Annotated in this window: 26 protein-coding genes; 11 read left to right on the forward strand and 15 right to left on the reverse strand. The window is 47.4% G+C overall.

Going from position 1 to position 25,125, the window contains the following annotated elements:
• The first annotated feature begins 248 nt into the window (after positions 1-248).
• On the forward strand, positions 249-1,547 hold the full coding sequence (aceA, locus tag AOC06_RS02770) for an isocitrate lyase (protein WP_215381047.1): 1,299 nt from the start codon (positions 249-251) through the stop codon (positions 1,545-1,547).
• A 79-nt stretch (positions 1,548-1,626) separates the two neighbouring features.
• On the forward strand, positions 1,627-2,067 hold the full coding sequence (locus AOC06_RS02775) for an HIT family protein (RefSeq protein WP_215381049.1): 441 nt from the start codon (positions 1,627-1,629) through the stop codon (positions 2,065-2,067).
• Position 2,068: 1 nt separating this feature from the next.
• On the opposite strand, the gene AOC06_RS02780 is transcribed toward AOC06_RS02775, so the two are convergent.
• From AOC06_RS02780 to AOC06_RS02800, 5 genes are read right to left on the reverse strand one after another with little or no spacing between them, the layout of a single operon-like run.
• A complete protein-coding gene (locus tag AOC06_RS02780) occupies positions 2,069-2,494 on the reverse strand; it encodes a DUF1841 family protein (RefSeq protein WP_255880076.1) in 426 nt (141 codons plus the stop codon).
• Positions 2,487-3,143 carry an endonuclease III gene (nth, locus tag AOC06_RS02785; protein WP_215381053.1) on the reverse strand — a complete coding sequence of 219 codons (657 nt, stop codon included), beginning with the start codon at positions 3,141-3,143 and terminating at the stop codon, positions 2,487-2,489. The genes AOC06_RS02780 and nth overlap by 8 nt, the downstream gene beginning before the upstream one ends.
• Positions 3,140-3,832 carry an electron transport complex subunit RsxB gene (rsxB, locus tag AOC06_RS02790; RefSeq protein WP_215381054.1) on the reverse strand — a complete coding sequence of 231 codons (693 nt, stop codon included), beginning with the start codon at positions 3,830-3,832 and terminating at the stop codon, positions 3,140-3,142. The genes nth and rsxB overlap by 4 nt, the downstream gene beginning before the upstream one ends.
• 26 nt (positions 3,833-3,858) lie before the next feature.
• Positions 3,859-5,157 (reverse strand): polyhydroxyalkanoate depolymerase, encoded by a 1,299-nt coding sequence (locus AOC06_RS02795; RefSeq protein ID WP_215381056.1) that lies wholly within the window; start codon positions 5,155-5,157, stop codon positions 3,859-3,861.
• A 44-nt stretch (positions 5,158-5,201) separates the two neighbouring features.
• Positions 5,202-6,404, reverse strand: a complete 1,203-nt coding sequence (locus AOC06_RS02800; protein ID WP_215381058.1) for an amino acid aminotransferase — start codon at positions 6,402-6,404, stop codon at positions 5,202-5,204.
• Between the two features lie 138 nt (positions 6,405-6,542).
• Here AOC06_RS02800 and uvrB point away from each other — a divergent pair, with 138 nt between their 5' ends.
• The 8 genes from uvrB to fdx all read left to right on the forward strand — a co-directional run bounded on the left by uvrB (position 6,543) and on the right by fdx (position 14,180).
• Positions 6,543-8,699: an excinuclease ABC subunit UvrB gene (gene uvrB, locus AOC06_RS02805; RefSeq protein ID WP_255880013.1), complete on the forward strand. Its 2,157-nt coding sequence runs from the start codon at positions 6,543-6,545 to the stop codon at positions 8,697-8,699.
• A gap of 128 nt (positions 8,700-8,827) precedes the next feature.
• The gene (locus AOC06_RS02810) at positions 8,828-9,400 is read left to right on the forward strand and encodes a Fe-S cluster assembly transcription factor (protein WP_215381060.1); all 573 of its coding nucleotides are present in this window, start codon (positions 8,828-8,830) and stop codon (positions 9,398-9,400) included.
• A 32-nt stretch (positions 9,401-9,432) separates the two neighbouring features.
• On the forward strand, positions 9,433-10,692 hold the full coding sequence (locus AOC06_RS02815) for an IscS subfamily cysteine desulfurase (protein WP_439650684.1): 1,260 nt from the start codon (positions 9,433-9,435) through the stop codon (positions 10,690-10,692).
• A 29-nt stretch (positions 10,693-10,721) separates the two neighbouring features.
• On the forward strand, positions 10,722-11,108 hold the full coding sequence (gene iscU / locus AOC06_RS02820) for a Fe-S cluster assembly scaffold IscU (protein ID WP_112203458.1): 387 nt from the start codon (positions 10,722-10,724) through the stop codon (positions 11,106-11,108).
• Between the two features lie 11 nt (positions 11,109-11,119).
• Positions 11,120-11,443, forward strand: a complete 324-nt coding sequence (gene iscA, locus AOC06_RS02825; protein WP_215335392.1) for an iron-sulfur cluster assembly protein IscA — start codon at positions 11,120-11,122, stop codon at positions 11,441-11,443.
• Entirely contained in the window at positions 11,409-11,948 is a 540-nt protein-coding gene (hscB, locus tag AOC06_RS02830) for a Fe-S protein assembly co-chaperone HscB (RefSeq protein ID WP_215381062.1), read from the forward strand. Before iscA ends, hscB begins: the two co-directional genes overlap by 35 nt.
• Before the next feature lie 4 nt (positions 11,949-11,952).
• Positions 11,953-13,818, forward strand: coding sequence for a Fe-S protein assembly chaperone HscA (hscA, locus tag AOC06_RS02835; protein ID WP_215381064.1), 1,866 nt, complete (start codon positions 11,953-11,955; stop codon positions 13,816-13,818).
• Between the two features lie 23 nt (positions 13,819-13,841).
• The gene (gene fdx / locus AOC06_RS02840; protein WP_215381066.1) at positions 13,842-14,180 is read left to right on the forward strand and encodes an ISC system 2Fe-2S type ferredoxin; all 339 of its coding nucleotides are present in this window, start codon (positions 13,842-13,844) and stop codon (positions 14,178-14,180) included.
• 3 nt (positions 14,181-14,183) lie between these two features.
• Here fdx and AOC06_RS02845 read toward each other — a convergent pair whose 3' ends face one another.
• The 6 genes from AOC06_RS02845 to AOC06_RS02870 form a co-directional block, all read right to left on the reverse strand.
• Positions 14,184-15,533 carry a sulfate adenylyltransferase subunit 1 gene (locus AOC06_RS02845; RefSeq protein ID WP_215381068.1) on the reverse strand — a complete coding sequence of 450 codons (1,350 nt, stop codon included), beginning with the start codon at positions 15,531-15,533 and terminating at the stop codon, positions 14,184-14,186.
• On the reverse strand, positions 15,533-16,456 hold the full coding sequence (gene cysD / locus AOC06_RS02850) for a sulfate adenylyltransferase subunit CysD (RefSeq protein ID WP_215381070.1): 924 nt from the start codon (positions 16,454-16,456) through the stop codon (positions 15,533-15,535). Before cysD ends, AOC06_RS02845 begins: the two co-directional genes overlap by 1 nt.
• A 15-nt stretch (positions 16,457-16,471) precedes the next feature.
• Positions 16,472-17,200, reverse strand: coding sequence for a phosphoadenylyl-sulfate reductase (locus tag AOC06_RS02855; protein ID WP_215381072.1), 729 nt, complete (start codon positions 17,198-17,200; stop codon positions 16,472-16,474).
• Positions 17,197-17,991 (reverse strand): sulfite exporter TauE/SafE family protein, encoded by a 795-nt coding sequence (locus tag AOC06_RS02860; RefSeq protein ID WP_215381075.1) that lies wholly within the window; start codon positions 17,989-17,991, stop codon positions 17,197-17,199. The genes AOC06_RS02855 and AOC06_RS02860 overlap by 4 nt, the downstream gene beginning before the upstream one ends.
• A 20-nt stretch (positions 17,992-18,011) precedes the next feature.
• Positions 18,012-18,170, reverse strand: a complete 159-nt coding sequence (locus tag AOC06_RS02865; RefSeq protein ID WP_215381916.1) for a hypothetical protein — start codon at positions 18,168-18,170, stop codon at positions 18,012-18,014.
• A gap of 103 nt (positions 18,171-18,273) precedes the next feature.
• Positions 18,274-19,050 carry a ferredoxin--NADP reductase gene (locus tag AOC06_RS02870; RefSeq protein WP_215381077.1) on the reverse strand — a complete coding sequence of 259 codons (777 nt, stop codon included), beginning with the start codon at positions 19,048-19,050 and terminating at the stop codon, positions 18,274-18,276.
• Positions 19,051-19,199: 149 nt separating this feature from the next.
• Here AOC06_RS02870 and AOC06_RS02875 point away from each other — a divergent pair, with 149 nt between their 5' ends.
• A complete protein-coding gene (locus AOC06_RS02875) occupies positions 19,200-19,676 on the forward strand; it encodes a disulfide bond formation protein B (RefSeq protein WP_215381078.1) in 477 nt (158 codons plus the stop codon).
• Here the strand turns inward: AOC06_RS02875 and lysS are convergent, their stop codons facing one another.
• The 4 genes from lysS to AOC06_RS02895 form a co-directional block, all read right to left on the reverse strand.
• Positions 19,677-21,221 carry a lysine--tRNA ligase gene (gene lysS, locus AOC06_RS02880; protein WP_215381080.1) on the reverse strand — a complete coding sequence of 515 codons (1,545 nt, stop codon included), beginning with the start codon at positions 21,219-21,221 and terminating at the stop codon, positions 19,677-19,679.
• A 26-nt stretch (positions 21,222-21,247) separates the two neighbouring features.
• Positions 21,248-22,352, reverse strand: a protein-coding gene (gene prfB, locus AOC06_RS02885) for a peptide chain release factor 2 (RefSeq protein WP_215291643.1) whose coding sequence is annotated in 2 segments (ribosomal slippage) — positions 21,248-22,279 and positions 22,281-22,352 — 1,104 coding nt in all. Because the reading frame shifts where the segments join, the coding sequence is not laid out codon by codon here.
• A 41-nt stretch (positions 22,353-22,393) separates the two neighbouring features.
• The gene (gene recJ / locus AOC06_RS02890) at positions 22,394-24,142 is read right to left on the reverse strand and encodes a single-stranded-DNA-specific exonuclease RecJ (protein ID WP_215381082.1); all 1,749 of its coding nucleotides are present in this window, start codon (positions 24,140-24,142) and stop codon (positions 22,394-22,396) included.
• Positions 24,139-25,119 (reverse strand): hypothetical protein, encoded by a 981-nt coding sequence (locus tag AOC06_RS02895; RefSeq protein WP_215381085.1) that lies wholly within the window; start codon positions 25,117-25,119, stop codon positions 24,139-24,141. Before AOC06_RS02895 ends, recJ begins: the two co-directional genes overlap by 4 nt.
• Positions 25,120-25,125: the final 6 nt, after the last annotated feature.

Below are 25,125 nucleotides of genomic sequence, written 5' to 3' on the forward strand. Positions count from 1 at the left end.
TTCCATCCATAAAATGCGCTGCAGCAATGAGTGCTGGTTGTTATTTCAATCCCTGATAAATTCTTCCACAAAGTGGAATATTTATTCTAAGTTATTGAAAATATTGAATTAAATAATTTTAAAAATTGATCTAAAAAGTCTTGCACGTTTTCTGCAGATGCCTAAACTCTTATATAAGACATAAGACTTGAATTACCAGTTCTGATGGTCTCTATCATTGAAGTTTCATTTTTCTTAGGGAGAAGAGCATGACCGATCGCAAAGCTGATATTGCTGCAATTCAAAAAGACTGGGATACCAATCCAAGATGGAATGGCATCAAGCGTGGTTATACCGCTGAGGATGTGGTTCGTTTACGTGGTTCTCTGAAGATTGAGCACACCTTGGCCAAAACGGGTGCTGAGAAGTTGTGGAACCTGGTGAATAACGAAGCGTATGTGAATTGTCTTGGTGCGCTAACAGGCGGCCAGGCCATGCAACAAGTGAAAGCAGGCATTCAGGCGATTTACTTATCTGGTTGGCAAGTAGCTGCTGACGGTAACTCTTATGCAGCGATGTATCCAGATCAATCCTTGTATCCAGTTGACTCAGTACCAAAGATGGTTGAGCGGATTAATAATTCCTTCCAACGCGCCGATGAAATTCAGTGGGCAAAAGGTGTTAATCCTGGTGATGCTGGTCATATCGATTACTTTGCTCCTATCGTTGCTGATGCTGAAGCCGGTTTCGGTGGCGTATTAAATGCGTTCGAATTGAGTAAAGCCTTGATCAAGCAGGGTGCGGCTGGGGTCCACTTTGAAGATCAACTTTCTTCTGTAAAGAAATGTGGTCACTTAGGTGGTAAGGTTCTATTGCCTACCGCCGAGTCAGTACAAAAACTGATCTCAGCTCGCTTAGCTGCAGATATCATGGGTGTTCCCACGATCATCTTGGCGCGAACCGATGCTGAAGCTGCTGACTTATTAACCTCTGACTATGATGAGAATGACAAACCATTCCTCACGGGTGAGCGCACTCCAGAGGGTTTCTATAAAACCCGTAAAGGCCTTGATCAAGCTATCTCACGTGGCTTAGCTTACGCTGCCTACGCCGATATGGTCTGGTGCGAAACAGGTACTCCCGATTTAGACTTTGCTAGAAAATTTGCTGAAGCCATTCGGGCAAAATTCCCAGGCAAGATGTTGGCATACAACTGTTCACCTTCCTTTAACTGGAAGAAGAATTTGGATGATGCAACGATTGCTAAGTTCCAGCGTGAATTAGGTGCAATGGGTTACAAATATCAATTCATCACTTTGGCTGGTATTCACTCCATGTGGTACAACATGTTCGACTTGGCCCAGGACTACTCGAAGCGCGGTATGACGGCTTATGTTGAGAAAGTTCAAGAGCCAGAATTTGCTGCTCGCGATCGTGGTTACACCTTCGTATCGCATCAGCAAGAGGTTGGCACAGGATACTTTGATGACGTCACAACCGTGATTCAAGGTGGTAAGTCTTCCGTAACGGCATTAACAGGCTCTACTGAAGAAGAGCAGTTCCACTAAGCGGAATTTCTCAGTAATACCGGCATCTAATTCGCCCCATCAGGGTGACTTAGATGCCGTTTTCGTTTACATTCACCTCATGAGTAATTGCGTACTTTGTAAAGATACCTTAAGCCCTGAAGAGGGTGAGTTGATTTGGCGTGGCGATGACTGCCGTGTTGTGTTGATTCATGATCCTGACTTGCCTGGTTTTTGTCGGGTGATTTGGAATCGTCATGTCAGTGAAATGTCGGAGCTCACTTATGGCGAGCGCGATCTCTTAATGAATCTTGTCTTTGCAGTCGAGCGTGCCATTCGTCAAACGATGCAGCCCCTCAAAATGAATTTAGCCTCTTTGGGCAATCAAGTGCCTCATCTGCATTGGCATGTGATCCCCCGTTATGAAGACGATGCCTTTTTCCCGAATACCGCCTGGTCAGCAAGATTGAGAGAAGCTTCTCCAGCGGTGATTGCCGAGCGCAAGAAACTGGCTACGGAGTTGCCCAAAGCCATTCGCGCAGCAATCGCTGCGCTCGCCTAGCTCAAACCAGTTTCTTTAAAGCCTCAAGATATTTTTCTGGGCTCAGCTGAGCGCCTTCTCTTTGAGCCTCCCACATCACTTGCCCTAGGCATTCCATCATCAGGTGTTGGGCCTCATGTGCAGAGCCTAATTTCTTAGTGAGGCTTTCAGCAATCTGTCGAATGCCGGGCGGTTGATCGATCGAGATTTGCTCGCTAATCGATAAATGCATTGAGAGATGGAGGAAGGGGTTCGTTTCTCCTCGTTCCGGCGTGTAATCTTGAGCGAGTGCCCCTTCAGGATCTGCAAGCAGGCTATGATATTCGGGGTGTTGTTCCATCCAGTCACCTGCGATGATCTCAAGAGGAGCAAGAATATGACCTTCAGTTTTTTTCTTCCAGGTGTCACAGAAAAAGCGCCGCACTTCTTCGCGAGTTGGGTTAAATATCGCCACGCACTTTTCCTTTTCCAGTTTTTTGTTTAAACCTGCAAAGTGGCTCAACAATGCATTCTTGACAGTGCGGATTGCGAGCCGTGCAAGTATATCTGCCATGCAGAATAAGCCAATGATGGGCGTCCTGTAAAAATTCTCTAGGAACGCGTTTCATAAGCTGCTCTTCAACCTTGACCACATCTTTTCCTGGCGCTAAGCCAGTTCGATTGGACACTCTAAAAATATGGGTATCGACTGCAATGGTAGGCTCTCCAAATGCCGTGTTTAGAATGACGTTGGCGGTTTTTCTACCAACGCCAGGCAATGCCTCTAAGGCTTCCCGAGTCCGGGGTACTTCACCTTGATGTTGCTCTAGCAAGATCTTGCAGGTCTCTTGAATATGCTTTCCCTTGGTCCTGAATAAACCAATGTGCTGAATATAAGGGCGGACACCTTCCTCACCCAAATCCAGTAAGGCTTGGGGAGTATTCGCAATCTTAAATAGTTGTCGCGTCCCTTTATTCACAGAAACATCCGTGGCTTGCGCTGAGAGTAGCACTGCAATCAAGAGTTCAAAAGGGGAGCTGTATTCCAGTTCAGTAGTAGGCTCGGGATTATTTGCTTTTAATTGCTCAAAAAAGCTACGGCGTTGCTCAAGATTCATTTGGATTGCTGAGCTCGTGCAATGGCTGCAGCAATGATTTGACGTTTGCGGGCTTGCTCGGCAAGTTCAGCCTCGGTTGATGCCAACTCTGTATTCAATGCCATTAATTTAGCGCTTGCTTTCTTAGCGAGGCGCTCTTGGTTGTCGTGTTCTTCTCTAGTTAAACGGCTTTCTCTAGCGTGGTAGCGTGCTCGAGCTTCATTGGCTAAAGTGGGAGTCCAAGCATTCCAGCCAGTCTGCTGATCAGTGACATCTACCATCGTGATGCAATCTACCGGGCAGGGTGGCAAACATAAATCGCATCCAGTACACCAATCGTCAAGCACGACATGGAGTTGTTTCGATGCGCCCACGATAGCATCAACAGGACAGGCTTGAATGCATAAAGTACAACCAATGCATCGCTTTGGATCAATGATTGCAACGGGTCTGGGACGCTCGACACCGCAACTGGAGTCTATTGCTAAATTGAGTGCGAAAGCATCTTGAGAAAAGAAGGGTTCCAGAATCTGACTGAGCCTCTGAATGCCCTCGACACCACCGGGAGGACATCTGTTGGGTCTGACATCACCTGTCGCTAGGGCCTCGGCATAGGCTCGACAATCTGGATAGCCACATTTAGTACATTGGGTTTGAGGAAGAATATCCTCTAAGCGCTCGGTGAGCGCACCCACTTCTAAGGAATTCATTGCATGCGCCACCAAATTGAAGCTGATTAGTCTGAGGTCTTACTGCCTAAGGCTGGCGGTCTAGCTTTCGTTTTCTTATGAATTTCTTGGTGATCGCGAATAAAGGATTTGACCTTGGGGTAAACCTTCTCACGCCAACGACGACCTGCGAAGATACCGTAATGTCCAGCACCTGCAACTTCATAATGATCTTTACGCTCAGCGGGTATGCCTTTGCAAAGCTTGTGTGCCGCGCGAGTCTGTCCACTGCCGGAGATATCGTCTAGCTCGCCTTCAATAGTCAGTAAAGCAGTATGCGAAATGTCTTGTGGCTTGACTAATTCATCGCCGACCTTCCAGGTGCCATTGGGTAGTGCATAGTCTTGGAAGACAGTCTTAATCGTATCTAAGTAAAACTTCGCATCCATATCGAGCACAGCGTTGTACTCATCGTAGAAACGAATATGGGCGTTAGCATCATCTTCATCGCCCTGCATCAAGCTCTTGAAGAAATCCCAATGCGATTGCATATGGTTTTGTGGGTTCATGGCCATAAAGCCAGCATGTTGTAAGAAGCCAGGGTAGACCCGTCTGCCAGCTCCAGGATGGGGTGGCGGTACCTTATAAATGACATGGCTTTCGAACCAGTCAAAAGATTTTTGATCAGCTAAATTGTTGACGGCAGTAGGAGACTTGCGTGCATCAATCGGGCCGCCCATCATGATCATTGATGCTGGGGTTTGCTCACCAGCAGATGCCATCAAAGAGATAGCGCCCAAGGTGGGTACAGTTGGCTGGCAAACAGAGATCACATGAAGATCTTGCGCGCCGATTGTCCGGATAAATTCTTGGATGTAATGAACGTAATCATCTAAACCAAAGTCACCGTCTTCTAAGGGAATCAGGCGGGCATCGACCCAGTCCGTAATGTAGACCTTATGGTCTTGCAGGAGTGTGCGCACCGTATCGCGTAATAAAGTCGCGTGATGACCAGACATAGGTGCTACTACTAACACCACAGGATCCGCTTTGAGTTTTGTAATCACCTCAACATCGTCAGAGAAGCGTTTGAAGCGAATCAGCTTGCAAAAGGGTTTGGTGACGATCACAGCTTCGTGGATGGCAACATCACGACCGTGGGCGTGAACAGTTTGAATTCCGAACTCGGGTTTTTTATATTCTTTACCTAAGCGGTGGAGTAATTCATAACTAGCTGCTAGACGCGAAGACCCTGGGATCTTCGAGAGCGGATTGGAGGCATTCATGAAAGTTTCAGATGCTGCACGCGCCCAAGCGCTCAGCGGATTTAATAAAGCTTTTTGAAACTCGTGTAACTGATATAGCATCCTGCCTCCTAAAAATCAGTTGTACTTCTTAAACCATCCAATAATTATGACGCCAAAACCCGAGCAATTGCTTTAGCCACTTTATCAATATTTTTGGTATTTAGGGCGGCAACGCAAATACGACCCGTCGAGAGGGCGTAAATACCATCTTCCTTCTGCAGGCGTTCAACTTGCTCAGCCGTTAAGCCTGAGTAAGAGAACATCCCGCGCTGATCTTCAATGAAGGAAAGATCTTCTTTAACGCCAGCTGCAGCCAATTTAACAACGAAATCGTGACGCATTTGTTTAATGCGGTTACGCATGCCACCGAGCTCTTCTTCCCACATTTTGCGGAGTTCAGGTGTATTCAGAACTGCGGCAACAATGGCTCCACCATGAGTAGGTGGGTTTGAGTAGTTGGTGCGAATGACGCGCTTCAATTGCGAAAGAACTCGGACAGACTCTTCCTTACTTTGGGTGATGATGGATAGGGCACCGACACGCTCTCCATAGAGGGAAAAAGATTTAGAGAATGAACTTGAAACAAAGAAGGACATGCCTGATTCGGCAAATAGACGAACAGCGATGCCGTCTTGTTCGATGCCGCTAGCAAAACCTTGATAGGCCATGTCTAAGAAAGGAATGAGTTCCTTAGTCTTGCAAATCTCAATCACTTGGCGCCACTGCGCTTCAGTAATGTCAGCTCCAGTAGGGTTGTGGCAGCAAGCATGTAAAACCACGGTGGTGTGCTTTGGATAAGACTCTAAGGATTTCACCATCCCGGCAAAGTCAACACCATGAGTTGCACTGTCAAAATAGGTGTAGTCGAGAACCTCAAATCCAGCAGCCTCAAAAATGCCGCGATGGTTTTCCCAGGTTGGGTTGCTAATTGCAGCAGGGGCTTTGAAATTCAGACGCTCAATAAAGTCAGCGCCAACGCGTAAGGCGCCCGTACCACCGATGCACTCAGCAGTCACAACGCGCCCATCCTGAATCAAGGGTGATTCAGCGCCAAATAATAAATTCTGCACGGCGAGGTTGTAAGGATTAGGGCCATCAATCGGGATGTAGCCTCTTGGTAAATGCTTGGCAACCAATTCTTCTTCTGCCTTCAAGACTGCCTTTAATAGAGGAATTTTTCCATCATCAGTGAAGTAGACACCCACACCAAGATTGACTTTATCGGGCCGTTGATCGGCGGCATAGGCTTCAGTTAAGCCAAAAATAGGGTCTTTAGGGGCTAGCGCAACAGAGGAAAACAGGGTCATTTGGTCGGTGAGGTAGGTTAGTTAGAGGTACTTTTGGGCTTAATTCAGGAATTTTTGCATTTAAGCTGACTATTTTGAAATAAAAACGGCAAAATCATCGTTTGTACAAAATTCTCTGTAATAAATCTTACAGATGAAATGATAGCTGAGATGCCCCCTAAGTCCCCGAAAACCTCCTCCAAAGCCACTGCGGGCGAGACTCTACCCGTCATCGTTGCGGATCCCTTGGGTCAGGCTGGGCATGAGCTGGATCCAGCGAAGTTTGTGACCTACCCAGATTCACCATATCAGCTCTACCAGCCTTTCCCACCAGCAGGGGATCAACCCCAGGCTATTGAGAAGTTGGTCGAGGGGATTGAGGATGGTTTGGTGTTTCAGACGCTCTTGGGGGTCACAGGTTCCGGCAAGACTTTTACGATGGCCAATGTGATTGCCAGAACGGGGCGTCCAGCCATCATTTTCGCTCCGAATAAAACCCTAGCTGCACAACTCTACAGTGAGTTCCGAGAGTTCTTTCCTCGTAATGCAGTGGAGTATTTCGTGAGCTACTACGACTACTACCAACCTGAAGCATATGTGCCGCAGCGTGATCTGTTTATTGAAAAAGATTCTTCGATCAATGAACACATCGAACAGATGCGTTTGTCGGCAACCAAGAGTTTGCTCGAGCGACGCGACGTCATTATTGTTGCAACGGTATCGGCGATCTACGGCATTGGCAACCCGGGTGACTATCACAGCATGGTCATGACTCTGCGGCCTGGCGACAAGATGAGTCAGCGCGATATTTTGGTGCGCTTGATTGCCATGCAATACGACCGCAATGAACTCGATTTCAAGCGTGGCGTCTTTAGGGTTCGTGGCGATACCATTGATATTTTTCCGGCTGAGCATAATGAACTTGCGATCAGGGTAGAGCTCTTTGATGATGTGATTGAGAGTTTGCAATTCTTTGATCCATTAACAGGACGCATTCGTCAAAAGATTCCTCGCTTTACTGTCTACCCTAGCTCACACTACGTCACTCCCCGCGAGACAGTGCTCAAGGCGATTGAAACGATTAAGACTGAGTTACGCGATCGCCTTGATGAATTTGTAAAGGATGGCAAGTTGGTTGAGGCGCAACGTCTAGAGCAGCGCACTCGCTTTGATCTCGAGATGCTCAATGAGTTGGGCTTCTGTAAGGGGATTGAGAATTACTCCCGCCATCTCTCTGGAGCAAAGCCGGGTGAGGCTCCACCGACCTTGGTCGATTACTTACCTAATGATGCTTTGATGTTTTTGGACGAGAGTCATGTCCTGATTGGACAACTTAATGCGATGTACAACGGGGATAAGTCACGTAAGCATACGCTGGTTGAGTTTGGCTTCCGTTTGCCATCGGCAATGGATAACCGACCCTTGAAGTTCACCGAATTTGAAACCAAGATGCGTCAAACCATTTTTGTTTCTGCGACACCAGCCGATTACGAGGGTCAACACACTGGACAAGTTGTCGAGCAAGTAGCACGCCCAACCGGATTAGTGGATCCTGAAATCGAAGTCTTACCTGCCAGCTCACAAGTAGACGATCTCTTGGGTCAGATTCATGAGCGAGTGAAGGTCGGTGAGCGTGTTTTGGTAACTGTACTCACTAAACGCATGGCCGAGCAACTCACTGACTACTTATCAGACAACGGTGTGAAGGTGCGTTATGTGCACTCTGACATTGATACCGTAGAGCGGGTTGAGATTCTGCGCGACCTGCGTTTGGGTGTGTTCGATGTCTTGGTCGGTATTAATTTATTACGCGAAGGTTTGGATATTCCTGAAGTATCTTTGGTCGCGATCTTGGATGCTGACAAAGAAGGCTTCTTGCGTTCTGAGCGTAGTTTGATTCAGACGATTGGACGAGCCGCCCGAAATGTTCGTGGTAAAGCGATTTTGTATGCCGATCGGATCACCGATTCCATGCGGCGTGCGATGGGAGAGACTGAGCGACGCAGAACGAAGCAAATTGCGTTTAATAAAGAGCATGGTATTGAGCCACGTGGTGTCACTAAGCGCATCAAGGACATTATTGATGGTGTCTATGACGTAGGTGAGAAGCGGATTGAGCTCCAAGCTGCTGAAGAACGCGCCCGCTATGAGGATATGTCTGAAAAAGACTTGGCCGCTGAAATTAAGCGTTTAGAGAAGCAAATGAACTCTGAGGCCAAGAACCTCGAATTTGAGAAAGCGGCCAGCACCCGAGATCGCCTCTCCAAAGTCAAAGAAATGGCATTTGGGGCCCTTTCTCATGACTCCCTTGGCTAATCTCCCTACAGCCCAAATATGTATTGGAGGGGCAAAAAACCGCCATTTCTGTTATAGTTGAGTGGATTGGTCGGGTATTACCCATCTGACCAATAGCTGTCCATAACAATCCATTACCAAGGTGACATATGAGACTTACAACTAAAGGTCGTTTCGCAGTAACTGCAATGATAGATTTAGCCCTCCGTGAAGCACATGGGCCTGTAACTTTGGCTGGTATCAGTCAAAGGCAAAAAATTTCCCTTTCCTACCTAGAGCAATTGTTCGGCAAATTGCGCCGTTTCAATATCGTCGAAAGTACCCGCGGTCCAGGTGGGGGTTATACCCTTGCACGCAAATCCGATGAGGTGAGCGTTGCAGACATCATTGTGGCGGTCGACGAGCCTTTGGATGCGACTCAGTGCGGTGGCAAAGGCAACTGTCATAGCGAGGAAGATCATCTGGGTCGTTGTATGACTCACGACCTTTGGGCCAATCTGAATTCAAAGATGGTCGAATACCTCAGTTCTGTTACCTTACGCGATTTAGTAGAGCAGCAATCTGGTCGTGGCCTTGTGATTCAGGATATGCGCCACAAGAAGATCAAGATTGAGGCTGGCAAACCCGAGAAACAAGCAGCCGCATCTGTGGCTGCTAAGAAGGAGGTGGCACCTAAGCCACCATTGATTAACTCCGTATTTAATTTAGCCCAGCAGAGCTAAAGCACACCCTAGGGCATTACAAAAAGTACACCATGAACGCACCTCAAGACATTCCTCAACAACCCGTTCCCATGTTTAGTCCTAAGCACTTTCCGGTGTATATGGATTATTCAGCGACAACCCCAATAGATCCGCAAGTGGTCGACAAAATGTTGCCTTATTTGCGTGAACAGTTTGGTAACGCCGCATCACGTAGTCATGCCTATGGTTGGGCTGCTGAGGAAGCCGTTGAGTGGGCGCGTTCAGAGGTGGCGCTACTGGTGAATGCAGATCCAAGAGAGATTGTTTGGACTAGTGGTGCAACAGAAAGTATCAACCTTGCTCTTAAAGGAGCGGCCCATTTCTATCGAGAAAAGGGTAATCACATCATTACCGTCAAAACCGAGCACAAAGCCACTCTGGATACTTGTAGAGATTTGGAGCGCGAAGGCTTTGAGGTCACCTATTTAGATGTGCTGCCAAGCGGCTTAATCGACTTTGCGCAATTAGACGCAGCCATGAAGCCTGGAACCATCTTGGCTTCCGTAATGTTTGTGAATAATGAAATCGGCGTGATTCAAGATATTCCTCGCATTGGCGAGCTATGCCGCTCACGCGGTGTCATTCTGCATGTGGATGCTGCTCAAGCCACTGGCAAAGTAGAAATCGATCTGAAGACCCTCAAAGTCGACCTCATGAGTTTCTCTGCACACAAAACGTATGGCCCTAAAGGAGTTGGTGCTTTGTTTGTGAGCCGCAAACCACGCGTTCGCATTGAAGCCCAGATTCATGGTGGTGGTCATGAGCGCGGTATGCGTTCTGGAACTTTGGCAGTTCATCAAATTGTAGGTATGGGTGAGGCTTTCCGTATTGCCCGTATTAGCATGGCTGAAGGTAATAAACGCATTCGTGCTTTGCGCGATCGCCTCCTGAATGGCTTAAAAGATATTGAAGAGGTCTACGTTAATGGGGATATGGAGCACCGTGTGCCACATAACCTCAACATCAGCTTTAACTATGTTGAAGGCGAGTCGATGTTGATGGCCTTGAAAGAGTTGGCGATTTCGTCTGGCTCTGCTTGTACTTCGGCCTCTTTAGAGCCTTCCTATGTGTTGCGTGCCTTAGGGCGTAATGACGAGTTGGCACACAGCTCCATTCGTTTTACCTTAGGCCGTTTTACAACCGAAGAGGAAGTGGACTTCACGATCAAGTTAGTAAAAGAAAAGATTGCCAAGTTGCGTGAGTTATCACCACTTTGGGAAATGTATAAAGACGGAATTGATTTGAGCACCATTCAGTGGGCTGCTCACTAATTAACCAAGACAGATAGAGAGAAAATATCATGGCATATAGCGACAAAGTAATCGATCATTATGAAAATCCCCGTAATGTGGGTTCATTCGCCAAAGGTGATGACGCAGTCGGTACCGGCATGGTTGGTGCACCTGCTTGCGGCGACGTGATGAAGTTGCAGATTCGCGTGAACGATCAAGGCGTAATTGAGGATGCTAAATTTAAGACCTATGGTTGCGGTTCTGCGATTGCATCTTCATCACTCGTAACAGAGTGGGTGAAGGGCAAGACTCTGGATCAAGCTTTGGAAATCAAAAACTCTTTGATTGCCGAAGAGTTGGCTTTGCCACCTGTGAAAATTCATTGCTCCATCTTGGCTGAAGATGCTATCAAAGCAGCAGTTCAAGACTACCGTGAAAAGCATCCCGCTAAATAAGTATTTATCCTATGTCTATTACTCTTACCGAAAAAGCAGCCGCCCACGTTAACCGCAATCTAGAGAAGCGCGGTAAGGGATGTGGCTTGCGCCTTGGTGTTCGTACTACTGGATGTTCTGGCCTGGCTTATGAACTCGAGTATGTCGATGAGCCAAATGCAGAAGATCAGTTGTTCGAGTCAAATGGCATCAAAGTATTTGTGGATCCCAAAAGCTTGGCCTATCTAGATGGCACCGAGCTAGATTTTGTACGCGAGGGCTTAAACGAAGGCTTTAAGTTTCAGAATCCCAACGTCAAAGATGAGTGTGGTTGTGGTGAATCCTTCCGCGTCTGACGATTACTTTCGTTTCTTTGGCTTAAAAGAACAATTCAAACTAGACTTGTCTGCCTTAGACCAGGCATACATCACGATACAAAAAGAAGTGCATCCCGATCGCCATGCGCGCGGTACTGATTCCGAGCAGCGTATAGCGATGCAAATGGCAACGCTCGCCAATACTGCATACCAAACGCTTAAGAATCCTGTCCAACGTGGTTTGTATATCTGCCAGCTTCACGGCATCGATGCAAAGCTCGAAACCAATACTGCCATGCCAGCTGCTTTCTTGATGCGTCAAATGGATTGGCGTGAAAGTTTGGATGAGAAAGAAGAGGACCTTAGCGCTCTTGAGGTGCTGACAGTCGAAGTGGAGGAAGCCAAGGCTGAGGTGATTTCTGAAATTTCTCAAGCAATTGATTCTGCGCATCAGTACGAGCGTGCCGCTGAATTACTCAGAGGCTTGTTGTTTATTGATAAGTTCGCCATCGAGCTCGATGACGCAATCACTGCATTGGCATAAGCTCATGGCACTCTTACAAATTTCCGAACCCGGTAAATCCCTTGCACCACATCAGCGCCGAATTGCTGTTGGGATTGATTTAGGGACGACAAACTCTTTGGTGGCAGTAGTGAGAGATGCTTTGCCCAAAGTATTGCCAGATGCTCAGGGTCGCGAGTTGCTGCCATCTGTAATTCGGTATTTACCGAATGGGCGAACACAGGCAGGCTTTGAGGCGATTGAAAGCATTGCGCTTGATCCCAAAAATACCATTGTATCTGTTAAACGCTATATGGGTCGTGGGCTCACTGACGTAGAGCATATTGAGAGTGCTCCATATGATTTTGTTGATCAGCCCGGCATGCTCAAATTGCGCACGGTTGCTGGTGATAAGAGCCCCATTGAAGTATCTGCAGAAATCTTAGCCCGCTTACGCCAGCTTGCAGAAGATTCTCTTGCCGACGATATTGTCGGTGCGGTGATTACGGTGCCTGCTTACTTTGATGATGCACAGCGCCAAGCCACTAAGGATGCGGCCAAGCTAGCAGGCATTGAGGTGCTTCGGTTATTGAATGAACCTACTGCTGCAGCAATTGCTTATGGTTTAGATAATGCTTCTGAAGGCATCTATGCTGTTTATGATTTGGGTGGTGGCACTTTCGATATCTCCATCCTCCGGATGACTAAGGGAGTCTTTGAGGTGCTCTCCACCGGCGGAGACTCTGCCTTAGGTGGCGATGACTTTGATCATCGCCTCTTCTGCTGGGTCATTGAACAAGCCAAGCTTCCTCCTTTATCGATTCAAGATCAGCGTTCTTTATTATTGGCATGTAAAGACGCTAAAGAGCACTTAAGTCATAGTCCTTTGGTGCGAGTTCATCAAAAATTCAGTAATGGCACAATCGTCAATGTCGGCGTGAGTCAGGCGCAGCTCTTTGAGATTACCCAGAACTTGGTTAACAAGACCTTAGTCGCCTGTCGTAAAGCTTTACGTGATGCAGGACTCAAAGCCGATGAGGTAAAAGGCGTCGTGATGGTAGGTGGTTCAACTCGGATGCCTAATGTCCAAAGAGCAGTAGGTGAGTTGTTTGGTACTGAGCCACTGAATAATCTCAATCCTGATCAGGTTGTAGCGCTCGGCGCTGCAATGCAGGCAGATTTACTGGCGGGCAATCAAGGCAAAAATGATGAGTGGCTCTTGCTTGACGTCATTCCCTTATCCCTTGGCATTGAAACCATGGGCGGCCTGGTTGAAAAGATCATCCCTCGCAATACGCCAATACCCGTCGCCCGCGCACAAGATTTCACCACTTTCAAGGATGGCCAAACGGCGCTAGCCCTACAAGTAATTCAAGGCGAACGCGAACTTGCTCAAGATTGTCGATCACTTGCTAAGTTTGAACTCAGAGGCATTCCGGCAATGGCTGCGGGCGCCGCTCGGATTCGGGTAACTTTTCAAGTTGATGCCGATGGCTTGTTATCTGTCAGCGCACTAGAGCAGGGCTCAGGGGTGCAAGCTTCAATTAATATCAAGCCGTCTTATGGACTTACCGATGGCGAGATCACCAAGATGCTCCAAGATGGATTTGCTTCTGCCAAGATGGATTTGCAAGCCAGATCTCTCCGTGAGGAGCAGGTAAATGCTCAGCGCTTGCTAGATGCCGTCCAAACAGCCCTAGATGCTGATCGCAATTTGCTGAGCCAAGATGAGCAAATCAATGTTGAAAAAGAAATGGCCGTCTTGCAGCAAGTCCTTAATCAAGAAACCGATAGCGCCATTCTGCGTAAAGCAGTTGACCATGCGGCCAAAGCAACTGATGATTTTGCTCAAATCCGCATGAATGCGAGTATTCAAAAGGCGCTAGCCGGTAAGAATGTCGCTGAAATTTAACATACTGATACTAAAAGAAGAATATGACCCAGATCGTTGTTTTGCCTCATAGTGAATATTGCCCCGAGGGTGCAGTGGTTGAGGCCTTGCCCGGGACTTCAATTTGCGAGGCCTTACTTGAAAACCATATTCCCATTGAGCATGCTTGCGATATGGTCTGCGCTTGTACCACTTGTCATGTGCTGGTGAAGGAGGGCTTCAATAGTCTGAATGCTCCCGATGAAAACGAGGAGGATATGTTAGATCGTGCTTGGGGTCTTGGCCCACAGTCACGCCTATCTTGTCAGGCAATCATTGCGCAAGAGAATTTGGTGATTGAGATACCGAAGTACTCAATCAACCATGCCAAAGAGAACCATTAAAAATTACTGCGAAGAAGTTTGACGAATCATTCCTGCTGCAACGGTGTGGTTGCTGACTTCATCAATCAGAATAAATGCCCCGGTGGCCTGAGATTCATCAAATAAATCGGCTGCAATCGGCTTTTGCAGAATCAGGCTCACTCGACCAATCTCATTCGTATTAAGAGGGTGTGTCTCACTAGCATGAGATAGGGTTTGAACATCAAGCACCTCTTCAATGGCTTTAACCTTGGCTCCAACCGTATTGGTAGTGTGACGCAGGGCATATTTCCGATTCATGGAGAGTGGTTCGCTATCGAGCCAACATAGATCAGCAGAAATTGCTTTACTCAAACTGGGTGGCGTAATATCGTCAGCGCTAATAAATAAGCAGCCTCTGGAGATATCAAGATCCTCATTGAGGCGAATCGCGATCGCATCGCCTGTAGTCGCTGAATCCACCCCATTATTAGAGCCATCGCGAGTTGAGCCATTACCAAGATAGATTTCAGCAACGGTCGCTTCAGTATTGCCAGGTAATATTTTAATCTTCTGGCCCTTGCGAATGCTACCAGCCTCAACTTGACCAAGATAACCCCGAAAATCATCCGAGGCACTACCGTCTTGACGGGCTACATATTGCACCGGAAAGCGAAAGCCTGTTTTCTCTGACGCAGGGCTAGTATCCAAGCCTTCAAGCCAGGCGAGGAGGGTGGGACCTTTATACCAAGGGGTATTGGAGCTGGTATTCACAACATTAGCGCCCAGCAAAGCCGAGATCGGAATGAGGGTTGGCTGAGGTAGGCCAATCTTTTGGCACAGATCCTCAATCGCTTGTGTAATGGTATTGAAGACTTGCTCATCAAAATTAAACAAGTCCATTTTGTTGACTGCAAATACAACGTGACGCAAACCGAGCAAGTGAACAATAGCGGCATGACGTTTAGTTTGTGCCAATAAAGTTGCTGGAGATGTTTTGAGATCGACTCTACTGGCATCCACCAAAATAATCGCAACGTCGGATTGGGATGCACCTGTCACTAAGTTACGTGTGTATTGCTCGTGGCCGGGGGCATCTGCTACGATAAATTTGCGTTTTGGTGTTGAGAAGTAACGGTAAGCGACGTCGATCGTAATGCCTTGTTCACGTTCGGCTTCTAAGCCATCGGTCAGTAAGGCTAAATCAACGCCGGCATCGGATGAGGTGACACGGGCATGTTTGGTTTTAGAGAGGGACTCAAGTTGGTCTACCAAAATAGACTTGGTGTCATACAAGAGACGACCAATCAGGGTGCTCTTGCCGTCATCCACGCTACCGGCCGTAATAAAACGGACTACGTTTTGGTGTTCTGCAGCATGATTCGCTTGGGTCATTAGAAGTAACCTTCTTTCTTGCGGCGCTCCATGGAGGCCTCATTGGTTTGATCATCCATCCGAGTAGCACCACGTTCAGTGATTTCTGTTATTGCAGTCTCAGCAATGATGTCGAGTGGATTCGCGGCAGTGCTGAGTACGGGGCAGGTACAGCTAATGTCACCCACGGTACGGAAACGCACATCAAGAATCTCACTGACATCACCTGGTGCTTTGGGTGTGATATCCGTAACCGGAACCAGTAAGCTATTTTTTCTGACAACTTCGCGTTGATGGGTGTAGTAAATGCTGGGAAGGTCCAAATTTTCACGAGCGATATATTGCCAAATATCGAGCTCAGTCCAGTTGGAGATGGGGAAGACACGCATATTCTCGCCTTTAGCGATACGGGCGTTATACAGATTCCACAGCTCAGGACGTTGAGCTTTAGGATCCCATTGACCAAAATCATCACGGAAAGAGAAGATGCGCTCTTTGGCGCGGGCTTTTTCTTCATCACGACGTGCACCGCCCATCAATGCATCGAATTCAAATTCTGCAATGGTTTCAAGCAAGGTTACTGCTTGAGCCGCATTGCGGGAATCTGTTTCCTTGCGCAAACGTACCGTTCCTTTTTTTATAGAGTCTTCTACATGTCCAACAATGAGTTTGACACCAGTCTTTTTGACGACATCGTCGCGATACTGGATGACTTCAGGGTAATTGTGACCAGTATCGATATGCAGAATCGGGAAGGGTAACTTGACGGGACGATCGCCAAACTGAAACGCTTTGCGCGCTAGGTGAAACATCACAATTGAATCTTTTCCCCCAGAAAACAGCATGGCAGGATTGGCGCACTGCGCTACGACTTCGCGGATGATGTAAATCGATTCAGCTTCAAGCCAATCGAGATGGTCATCTAATAAGGTTTTTTCTTGCATTTAATCAGTCATCAATTATTGGTTAACGTGCAGGCCACACTCTTTGCTATCGCTTTGGAGCCACCACCAACGACCCGCACGAATATCCTCACCCTGTTTTACTTGGCGAGTACAAGGCTCGCACCCAATACTGGGATAGCCTTTAAGGTGCAGGGGATGGATCGGAACATTTTCCTGTTTGATGTAGGCCCAAATATCTGCTTCAGACCAATCAAAGAGCGGATTGAACTTTTCAATTCCTCTAGCATCGTCATGCTCCGCGAAATTTAATTCGGTACGCGTAGTGGATTGCTCTCTTCTTTGACCGGTTAACCATGCATCCGCACCAAGCAAGGCTGCATTCAGCGGTTTAATCTTGCGTGCTCCACAACAGGCTTTTTTAGCTGCTTCACCCTCGTAGAAACCATTGATTCCATATTGATCAATAAAGGCTTGTACATCGGATTCTTCCGGATACGATTTGGTGATTGCAATTTGATAGTGATCTTCAGTAGTCTTGACCATATCTACAGTTTCTTGATGCAAGCGACCTGTAGCAAGGGTGAAGAATTGGATTGGTAGCTTTGCTTGCACAATTGCATCGGTGATTACCATGTCTTCAGCGGCGAGACTGGTAGCAAAGCGCACATCATCGTAGGTCTTGCAAATAGAAACTAAGCGCTCGGTGAGCGCTTGGGTTTTTTCAGCTAATTGGGAGGGGCTTAGCTTGCTACGCGGAATAGTCCAAAATTGTGGGGCATTCATGAGAGCACCAATTTTAGACCAACCAAAAAGAGTGTTGCTGCTAGCGTATTGCGAGTGATTTTTTCAGACAGAATGCTCGATAATTTTGCTCCTAACCAAATCGCGGGAACTGAGCCAATTAAGAGGCCTGCTAATAGATCAAAGTGCACATTTCCGAGCCACCAGTGGCCAAGGCCTGCTAATGCGGTGAGCGGCACAGCATAGGCAGTATCGGTGCCTGCAACTTCAGCTGGCCGAAGGGTAGGGTAGAGCACCAAAATCAAAGTAGCGCCGATAGCGCCCGCGCCGATTGAGGAGATGGTCACCAAAACTCCAATCACTGCTCCGACCAATAGCGTAGCCGCTTTGAGAGGAGACCCGCTTGGTAAACGTTTGGGGTTAGCGTGAACCCATTTCATAATCTTCACTCTAAAAAGGAGTGAGCCTGCAGTTAATAAAACGGATACACCAATCGAAAGACTGATGAGGTGATTCCAATCTTTCGATACTGGCCCCACATACTTCAGCGCGATGATCGATAGTATTGCAGTTGTGAGGCTACCCAAACACAGCAGGCGAACAATATCCCACCGGACGTTACCGTGTAAGCGATGGGCTGCTGTACCAAAACCTTTGGTAATCGCAGCAAAAGCGAGATCGGTACCTACCGCTGTGGTTGGAGCGACACCAAAAATGATCGTTAGCAAAGGCGTCATGAGTGATCCGCCACCTACGCCGGTCATGCCGACTAACAGCCCAACCAGCGCGCCAGAAATAATGAAATGAGATGAATCGATGAAGAACTGGATCATGACTTTTTCTTTTATGTGTATCAGGCTTCTTCGAATTCCTGGAATTTGATTGTGTTCATCAAAAACAAAATACGACGCTGAATCGATTTGCGGTTTTCTACTTGTTCAAGCGGTAGTTGGTCATGCTCACGCAGCAGACTGGTGATGATGGGGTTGTATTGCTCCCGAACTGGTGACATTGCGATTCCTCTATTAATCAAGCGTAAGAGGCGACTGTAGCAATGACTCTATATATCCACAAGGAATATATAGCGATATCTATATTACATTCAGATATATAGATTATTTTTCGACGAAGGCGCGCTCAAAGACATAGTCCCCTAAATGACCTAGGCTTGGGGAGACTTTGAAGCCTCGACTATCGAGCATTTCACAGGTTTCTTTGAGCATCGATGGGCTGCCACAAATCATGGCGCGATCTACTGCAGGATCCAAAGGTGGTAAACCAATATCTTTGAAGAGTTGACCAGTTTCAATGGCCGTTGTGAGACGACCGGTGTGTTTGAAAGCCTCGCGCGTCACGGTTGGGTAGTAGATGAGTTTTCCACGAATCAGTTCACCCAAATATTCATCTTGCGTCAGTTCGTTCTTGATGTAATCACCATAAGCCAGTTCGCTGACTAGGCGCACACCATGAATCAAAACGACTTTCTCGAATTTGTCATAGGTTTCAGGATCACGGATGATGCTCATAAAGGGCGCCAAGCCAGTGCCAGTGCTAAATAAGTACAGATGTTTGCCAGGATTCAGGTCATCAATCACTAAAGTTCCAACCGACTTCTCGCTAACGAGAATGGGGTCTCCGACCTGAATTTTTTGTAGGCGGGAGGTGAGTGGGCCATCTTGAACCTTAATACTCAAGAACTCTAAATGCTCTTCGTAATTTGGACTTGCCACGCTATAGGCTCTGAGTAGCGGTTTCCCTTCGACCTCTAAACCAATCATGAGAAAGTGCCCGCTTCGAAAGCGCAAGCCCTTGTTACGGGTAGTCGTAAAGCTAAATAGGGTGTCATTCCAATGATGAACTGACAGAACGGTTTCAGTGTTGCAAGTAGCCATAAAGCGGTGAGATTTTCAGTAAAACCGCCATTATCCCATTCTTGGGCTTGTTCCGAGAGCGTCGGAGGCGATTAACTTTTTATATACCCTGAACTTTTAGTAATAAGGATTATTGCTCGATAGAGCCCAAGCTTCGCTATTATCTAAGCATGAACCGAACTTTTTACCTCCTCATGGGCTTTCTGAGTCTGGGTCTTGTGATGGTTGCGCTCATCCTCCAGCAATTTGGTTACCAGGGTGTCGCATTCTTGCCATGCCCTTTATGCATCATGCAAAGAGTGGGCTATTTGGGAGTGAGTTTTGCTTGTTTTATCGCAATGGCATTCCAGCCCAGCAGAAAAGCTTTCCATGTGTTGGCGACGCTATTTGCAGTTTTTGGCTTGGTAGTTGCTGGACGCCATATCTGGGTCTTGTTTCATCCCGATACTTCCTGCGGTATTGACCCCCTCGAAACTTGGATCAATCAGTTTGAGCTGGTTCGCTCCTTGCCATGGCTATTTAAAGCGGATGGCCTTTGCTCCGCTCAACTACCAACTATTCTCGGTTTGCAAGTACCTGAATGGTCCTTTGTTTGGTTTACGATTATCTTGATCGTACTAGTACAAAGACTTTTTAAAAAGCACTAATTACTCTTCTTCGCGACGTAAGTGCGGGAACAGAATCACATCCCGAATATTGGGTGCGTCAGTTAAGAGCATTACCAAACGATCGATACCGATACCGCAACCACCAGTAGGGGGCATGCCGTATTCTAGGGCACGAATAAAGTCATGGTCGAAGTACATTGCCTCTTCATCACCAGCTTCTTTTTGCTCTACCTGTTTACGGAAGCGATTCGCTTGATCTTCTGCGTCATTCAGCTCTGAGAAGCCATTAGCAATCTCACGACCCGTGATGAATAATTCAAAACGTTCGGTAACGCCTGGACGAGTATCAGACTCACGCGCAAGGGGACTTACTTCAATTGGATAATCAATGATGTAAGTTGGTTCCCAGAGATGCTCTTCAGCAACCAATTCAAACAAGGCTAATTGAAGAGCGCCGATACCTGCATTCTTCAGAGTGGGAGAGTCAGGATTCTCGCCACCTTTCTTCAACTCAGAACGAATAAAGTCTGCATCCTCGAGTTGCGCAGCTTGATATTGTTTATTGGATTGAGGGCCATATTTCAGAATCGCCTCTGTAATCGTTAAGCGCTGGAAAGGTTTGCTTAAATCCAGCTCGCGACCTTGGTGAGTTAAGACTGCAGTGCCTTGAGCATCGATTGCTGCAGCACGAATCAGTCCTTCGGTAAAGTCCATCAGCCAGCGATAGTCAGTATAGGCCGCATAAAACTCCATCATTGTGAACTCAGGGTTATGGCGGGGGCTCACACCTTCATTACGGAAGTTGCGATTGATTTCAAAGACGCGTTCAAATCCACCCACAATTAAACGCTTGAGATACAGCTCAGGGGCGATACGCAAATACATTTGCATATCTAAAGCATTGTGGTGGGTGATGAAGGGCTTTGCTGTTGCACCACCAGGAATCGGATGGAGCATGGGTGTCTCTACTTCCATGAAGTCAGCATCAAGCATGTGACGACGTAAGGAAGCAATGGCGTTACTTCTTGCCTTGAACGTATTACGACTTTCAGGGTTGACGATCAGGTCAACGTAGCGCTGACGGTATTTAGTCTCTAAATCAGATAGCCCATGGAATTTATCTGGCAGAGGACGTAATGATTTGCTGAGCAAACGCAGGTTGCTACTCTCAACCGAGAGCTCGCCCTTATTGGTCTTAAAGAGATGGCCCTCAGCAGCAATAAAGTCACCCATATCCCAATGCTTAAAAGCAGCATGCGTATCAGCCCCGCTGATTTCATCGCTGATATAGAACTGAATTTGCCCACTTCGGTCTTGAATAGTGGCAAAGCTAGCTTTACCCATCACACGCTTTAGGACCATGCGACCGGCAACCTTGACATGAACTTTTTTGGCAGCCAATTCTTCTTTAGTCAGGCTATCGTAGTGCGCGTGTAAATCCGCTGATAAATGCGTTGGCACAAAATCATTGGGAAAGGGAACGCCAGCTTCCCGAAGTTTGGTTAATTTTTCACGACGCTCTGAAATGATGTGATTTTCATCAAGGGGTTCTGCGTTAGCTGGTGGGTTGGCTTTATCGTTCATATCAAAATGGGTTGCGGTTAATGGAATTAAACGCCTTGTTTCAGGCTAGCTTCAATAAAAGCATCAAGATCACCATCAAGCACCTTCTGGGTATTGGAAATCTCAACGTTGGTACGTAAGTCTTTAATGCGGCTCTGGTCTAGAACATAAGAGCGGATTTGATGGCCCCAGCCTACATCGGTTTTACTAGCCTCTAACTTATCTTGCTCAGCACGACGCTTTTGCATCTCATGCTCATACAGACGTGACTTGAGCATACTCATTGCTTCAGCACGGTTGCGGTGTTGGCTGCGGTCATTCTGACACTGAACCACGATGCCAGTTGGAATATGCGTGAGACGCACTGCAGAGTCTGTTTTATTAATATGTTGACCGCCAGCACCTGAAGCGCGGTAGGTATCCGTCCGAATATCCGCTGGATTGACTTCAATTTCAATAGAGTCATCAATCTCAGGGTAGACATAAATACTGGCAAATGAGGTGTGTCGACCATTGGAGGAGTCGAAGGGCGACTTTCGTACTAAGCGATGCACTCCAGTCTCAGAACGCAGATGACCGTAGGCGTATTCACCATCGACTTTGATGGTCGCGCTCTTAATGCCTGCTACATCGCCATCAGACTCTTCAAGAATCTCGGTTTTGTAGCCTTTGCGCTCACAATATTTTAGATATTGACGATAGAGCATACTTGCCCAATCGCAGGCCTCAGTGCCACCTGCACCAGCTTGAATATCTATGAAGCAGTTACAAGAATCCATCTCATTGTGGAACATCCTGCGGAACTCCAGATCGCTAATCAGCTGACTATAGCTCTCTGTATCTTTTTCAATTGCGGAGATCGTCTCAAAATCATTTTCCTCTTTAGCCATCTCAAACAACTCGAGTGCACCCGTAATATTGCTATTGAGATTGGTGAGAGTGGCAACAACACCGTCAAGCAATTTCTTTTCTTTACCGAGGGCTTGGGCTTTTTTTTGATCATCCCAAATTTTGGGATCTTCGAGGATGGAGTTAACTTCAGTGAGGCGGCGTGACTTTACATCAAAGTCAAAGATACCCCCGAAGGGCTTGCTCGCGCTCGAGCAGATCAGAGAGGGTATTGGAGATGGTATTGAGTTGTTCGGCTTCCATCCCCTCATTATAAGGGGGTTATAGCCGGACCTTGACGAAGCCTAATTGGCGGGATTGTCGTCGTGGGCCTCAATCATCAGCTGAATACGAGCCTGCCCTTGATAGCGGTCGGTGACTAGGCGATAGGCCAGCTTGGCGCGTTGGGGCAGGGTTTGGGTTCGATTGAACCAAACCCCAGTGATGGCTTTACTAGTGGCGCTCTCAATCGGACGCAACTGCAAACGCAAGTGTTTCTCTTTCATGAGACTTTGTTCTGAGACCTCGAATTCTCCATAGAAAACCGGCTGCGGAAATCCTTGCCCCCAGATTTCTTCAGCGAGAAGATCGCCAAGCTCAGGAGTAAATTCATGAGGAGCTAAGCTGCCATCATGGCTATGGCTGCGTTCTAATAAATCATCGGTGAGTAGTTCATCAGCAACTTTTTGGAAAGCAGCATTAAACTTTGCAAAGTCTGCTTTATGAATGGTCAGCCCAGCTGCCATGGCATGACCACCAAACTTCAGAATCAAACCAGGCTCTCGTTTAGAAACTAGATCTAAGGCATCCCGCAGATGAAAGCCAGTAATCGATCTACCAGAACCACGCAATTCATTGCTGTCAGCACCGTCTGCTGGTGCGAACACTAGTGAAGGTCGGTTGAAGCGTTCCTTTAGGCGAGAGGCCACAATACCAATCACCCCTTGATGCCAAGCCTCGTTCCATAGGCAGATACTAGATTTCTCACCCATCGTATTGGCAAGTTGATCATCGGCCAGTAATGCGAGAGCTTCCTCTTGCATACCCGTTTCAATCACGCGACGCTCTCGATTGATGCGATCAAGTTCCTGAGCAATCGACAAAGCCTCACCCTGATCATCAGTTAAGAGCAGGCGAATACCCAAACTCATATCAGCAAGTCTGCCGGCAGCATTGAGTCTGGGGCCAATAGCAAAACCCAAGTCAAAAGCGTTTGCTTTACGAATATCTCTCACTGCGACCTGGAAGAGGGCTTGAATACCTGCTTGGCAAAGACCATTTCGAATGCGTTTTAATCCATTCGATACCAAGATGCGATTATTGCGATCGAGCTGAGCAACGTCTGCTACTGTGCCCAGCGCTACTAGGTCAAGAAGATTTTCAATCTTGGGTTGAGTTTCAGTAGTAAATTTTCCCCGCTGACGTAGCTCTGCACGTAATGCAACTAAGAGATAAAACATCACACCAACGCCTGCAAGTGCTTTGCTCGGAAATGGACAGCCTACTTGGTTTGGATTCACAATTGCCGCCGCATTGGGAATGATGTCTGCTGGCAGGTGGTGATCGGTCACGATGACATCGATGCCCAATTCATGGGCACGCTCAACCCCTGGGGCACTTGCGATACCGTTATCAACGGTAATGAGATAGCGTGGCTTGGGTTTAAGCTCTGCCGCGAGCTCCACTACCTCTGGGGTCAGGCCATAACCCATCGTGAAGCGATTGGGAACCAGAAACTGTAATGAGGCGCTTTCTGCGCCGAGTAACTTAAGGCCGCGCATAGCTACCGCACATGCCGTTGCGCCGTCGCAGTCATAGTCAGCAACAATAACGATCGATTCTTTCTTTTCTAGAATGTCTGCCAACAAGCTGGCCGTACTTAAACAGTTCTTGAGTTCAGTCGGAGATAGTAAGTTCTTGAGTTCGAGAGATAAGTCATCTGGCTTCTCAACACCTCGTGCTGCAAATAATCTGGCGAGTAATGGATTTAAACCACTTTGCTCGAGCCACTTTGCAGCCCTCTCAGAGTAAGGGCGATGCTGAAAGCGACTCATGCACCTGTTCCAATCAGGTCTTGCCAGGATATTTTTTTAGCTTTTCGCCAGAACATCCAGGACTGCTGATGCAATGATTTGCGAGTAAATGTGCGTTCACGAAAATGGCCCTGGGGGAAGTCAACCAGGATTACTTCATCGAGTTGTTTATTTTCTAGAGCAGTCGATAGCATTTCCCAAATCGGTTCTGGATCATCTGTATCGGCAAATCCCGCTTCCAGTTGGTCTGGATTAACATCAGCCGACTGAGGAGTATTCAGAAACTTCGCGAGCCCCTTGAGAAGCGGTTTGTTGCTGTAAATGGTTTTGATTTCTTTGAAGAAGTTAGGGACCTCAACATCGGCTAATTTTCCAATTCCACTAATCCAAATGGAGTTGATACTGGATTTGCCAGATTGTTCACGAACCTGATTGATAGCATCGATATGCCAAAGCATCTGGATTTCATTTTGGAGCTTGCGCCATCTTTTGGATATACCTTCTTCATGGCTGTCACGCGGCATCCACCAGTCAATATTGCGCCCGTGGGATTGTTCTAGACTGTGCGTTGCGAGACTGGCGAACGGTCCGGCAGGTATGAAATAAAAAGAGGCGTTATGAAAAAGCAGGGGGCTTTGAAAATCTTCCTCTAGTAATGGCAGGATCGGCTTTAGTAGTGCGTTAGATTCTTCTTGCGTCAGTCCAAGCTGAGTTTGGTTTAGGAGCACTAGGTGATCTCGTGTCGCATGAAGATGAACTGGCTGTAGGCAAGCAATCGACAGCTGGGGATCTATGACAAGATCAGACTGTCCCAATAAGAGAATCGGGGCAATCGGCACCCGCTTACCCAGTAGAAAACGCTCCTGCGGCAGTCCACAGGGCGGCTGTTCAGCCTGAGGGTCGAGGGCATCCTCCCCACCGATCATCAGGGTAAACCGGCGGGCGGGTTTGGAATTGGGATTGGGTTCGATAGCCATTTCCTTGATTTTAGGTGGCATTTGATT

Origin of the sequence: Polynucleobacter paludilacus (assembly GCF_018687595.1) — a bacterium.
Lineage (GTDB): Bacteria > Pseudomonadota > Gammaproteobacteria > Burkholderiales > Burkholderiaceae > Polynucleobacter > Polynucleobacter paludilacus.

Bases quoted from the DNA above. Each gene is read 5' to 3' on its own strand.
- aceA (WP_215381047.1), top strand. From the start codon at position 249: ATGACCGATCGCAAAGCTGATATTGCTGCAATTCAAAAAGACTGGGAT.
- AOC06_RS02775 (WP_215381049.1), top strand. From the start codon at position 1,627: ATGAGTAATTGCGTACTTTGTAAAGATACCTTAAGCCCTGAAGAGGGT.
- nth (WP_215381053.1), bottom strand. From the start codon at position 3,143: ATGAATCTTGAGCAACGCCGTAGCTTTTTTGAGCAATTAAAAGCAAAT.
- rsxB (WP_215381054.1), bottom strand. From the start codon at position 3,832: ATGAATTCCTTAGAAGTGGGTGCGCTCACCGAGCGCTTAGAGGATATT.
- AOC06_RS02795 (WP_215381056.1), bottom strand. From the start codon at position 5,157: ATGCTATATCAGTTACACGAGTTTCAAAAAGCTTTATTAAATCCGCTG.
- AOC06_RS02800 (WP_215381058.1), bottom strand. From the start codon at position 6,404: ATGACCCTGTTTTCCTCTGTTGCGCTAGCCCCTAAAGACCCTATTTTT.
- uvrB (WP_255880013.1), top strand. From the start codon at position 6,543: ATGATAGCTGAGATGCCCCCTAAGTCCCCGAAAACCTCCTCCAAAGCC.
- AOC06_RS02810 (WP_215381060.1), top strand. From the start codon at position 8,828: ATGAGACTTACAACTAAAGGTCGTTTCGCAGTAACTGCAATGATAGAT.
- AOC06_RS02815 (WP_439650684.1), top strand. From the start codon at position 9,433: ATGAACGCACCTCAAGACATTCCTCAACAACCCGTTCCCATGTTTAGT.
- iscU (WP_112203458.1), top strand. From the start codon at position 10,722: ATGGCATATAGCGACAAAGTAATCGATCATTATGAAAATCCCCGTAAT.
- iscA (WP_215335392.1), top strand. From the start codon at position 11,120: ATGTCTATTACTCTTACCGAAAAAGCAGCCGCCCACGTTAACCGCAAT.
- hscB (WP_215381062.1), top strand. From the start codon at position 11,409: ATGAGTGTGGTTGTGGTGAATCCTTCCGCGTCTGACGATTACTTTCGT.
- hscA (WP_215381064.1), top strand. From the start codon at position 11,953: ATGGCACTCTTACAAATTTCCGAACCCGGTAAATCCCTTGCACCACAT.
- fdx (WP_215381066.1), top strand. From the start codon at position 13,842: ATGACCCAGATCGTTGTTTTGCCTCATAGTGAATATTGCCCCGAGGGT.
- AOC06_RS02845 (WP_215381068.1), bottom strand. From the start codon at position 15,533: ATGACCCAAGCGAATCATGCTGCAGAACACCAAAACGTAGTCCGTTTT.
- cysD (WP_215381070.1), bottom strand. From the start codon at position 16,456: ATGCAAGAAAAAACCTTATTAGATGACCATCTCGATTGGCTTGAAGCT.
- AOC06_RS02855 (WP_215381072.1), bottom strand. From the start codon at position 17,200: ATGAATGCCCCACAATTTTGGACTATTCCGCGTAGCAAGCTAAGCCCC.
- AOC06_RS02860 (WP_215381075.1), bottom strand. From the start codon at position 17,991: ATGATCCAGTTCTTCATCGATTCATCTCATTTCATTATTTCTGGCGCG.
- AOC06_RS02865 (WP_215381916.1), bottom strand. From the start codon at position 18,170: ATGTCACCAGTTCGGGAGCAATACAACCCCATCATCACCAGTCTGCTG.
- AOC06_RS02870 (WP_215381077.1), bottom strand. From the start codon at position 19,050: ATGGCTACTTGCAACACTGAAACCGTTCTGTCAGTTCATCATTGGAAT.
- AOC06_RS02875 (WP_215381078.1), top strand. From the start codon at position 19,200: ATGAACCGAACTTTTTACCTCCTCATGGGCTTTCTGAGTCTGGGTCTT.
- lysS (WP_215381080.1), bottom strand. From the start codon at position 21,221: ATGAACGATAAAGCCAACCCACCAGCTAACGCAGAACCCCTTGATGAA.
- recJ (WP_215381082.1), bottom strand. From the start codon at position 24,142: ATGAGTCGCTTTCAGCATCGCCCTTACTCTGAGAGGGCTGCAAAGTGG.
- AOC06_RS02895 (WP_215381085.1), bottom strand. From the start codon at position 25,119: ATGCCACCTAAAATCAAGGAAATGGCTATCGAACCCAATCCCAATTCC.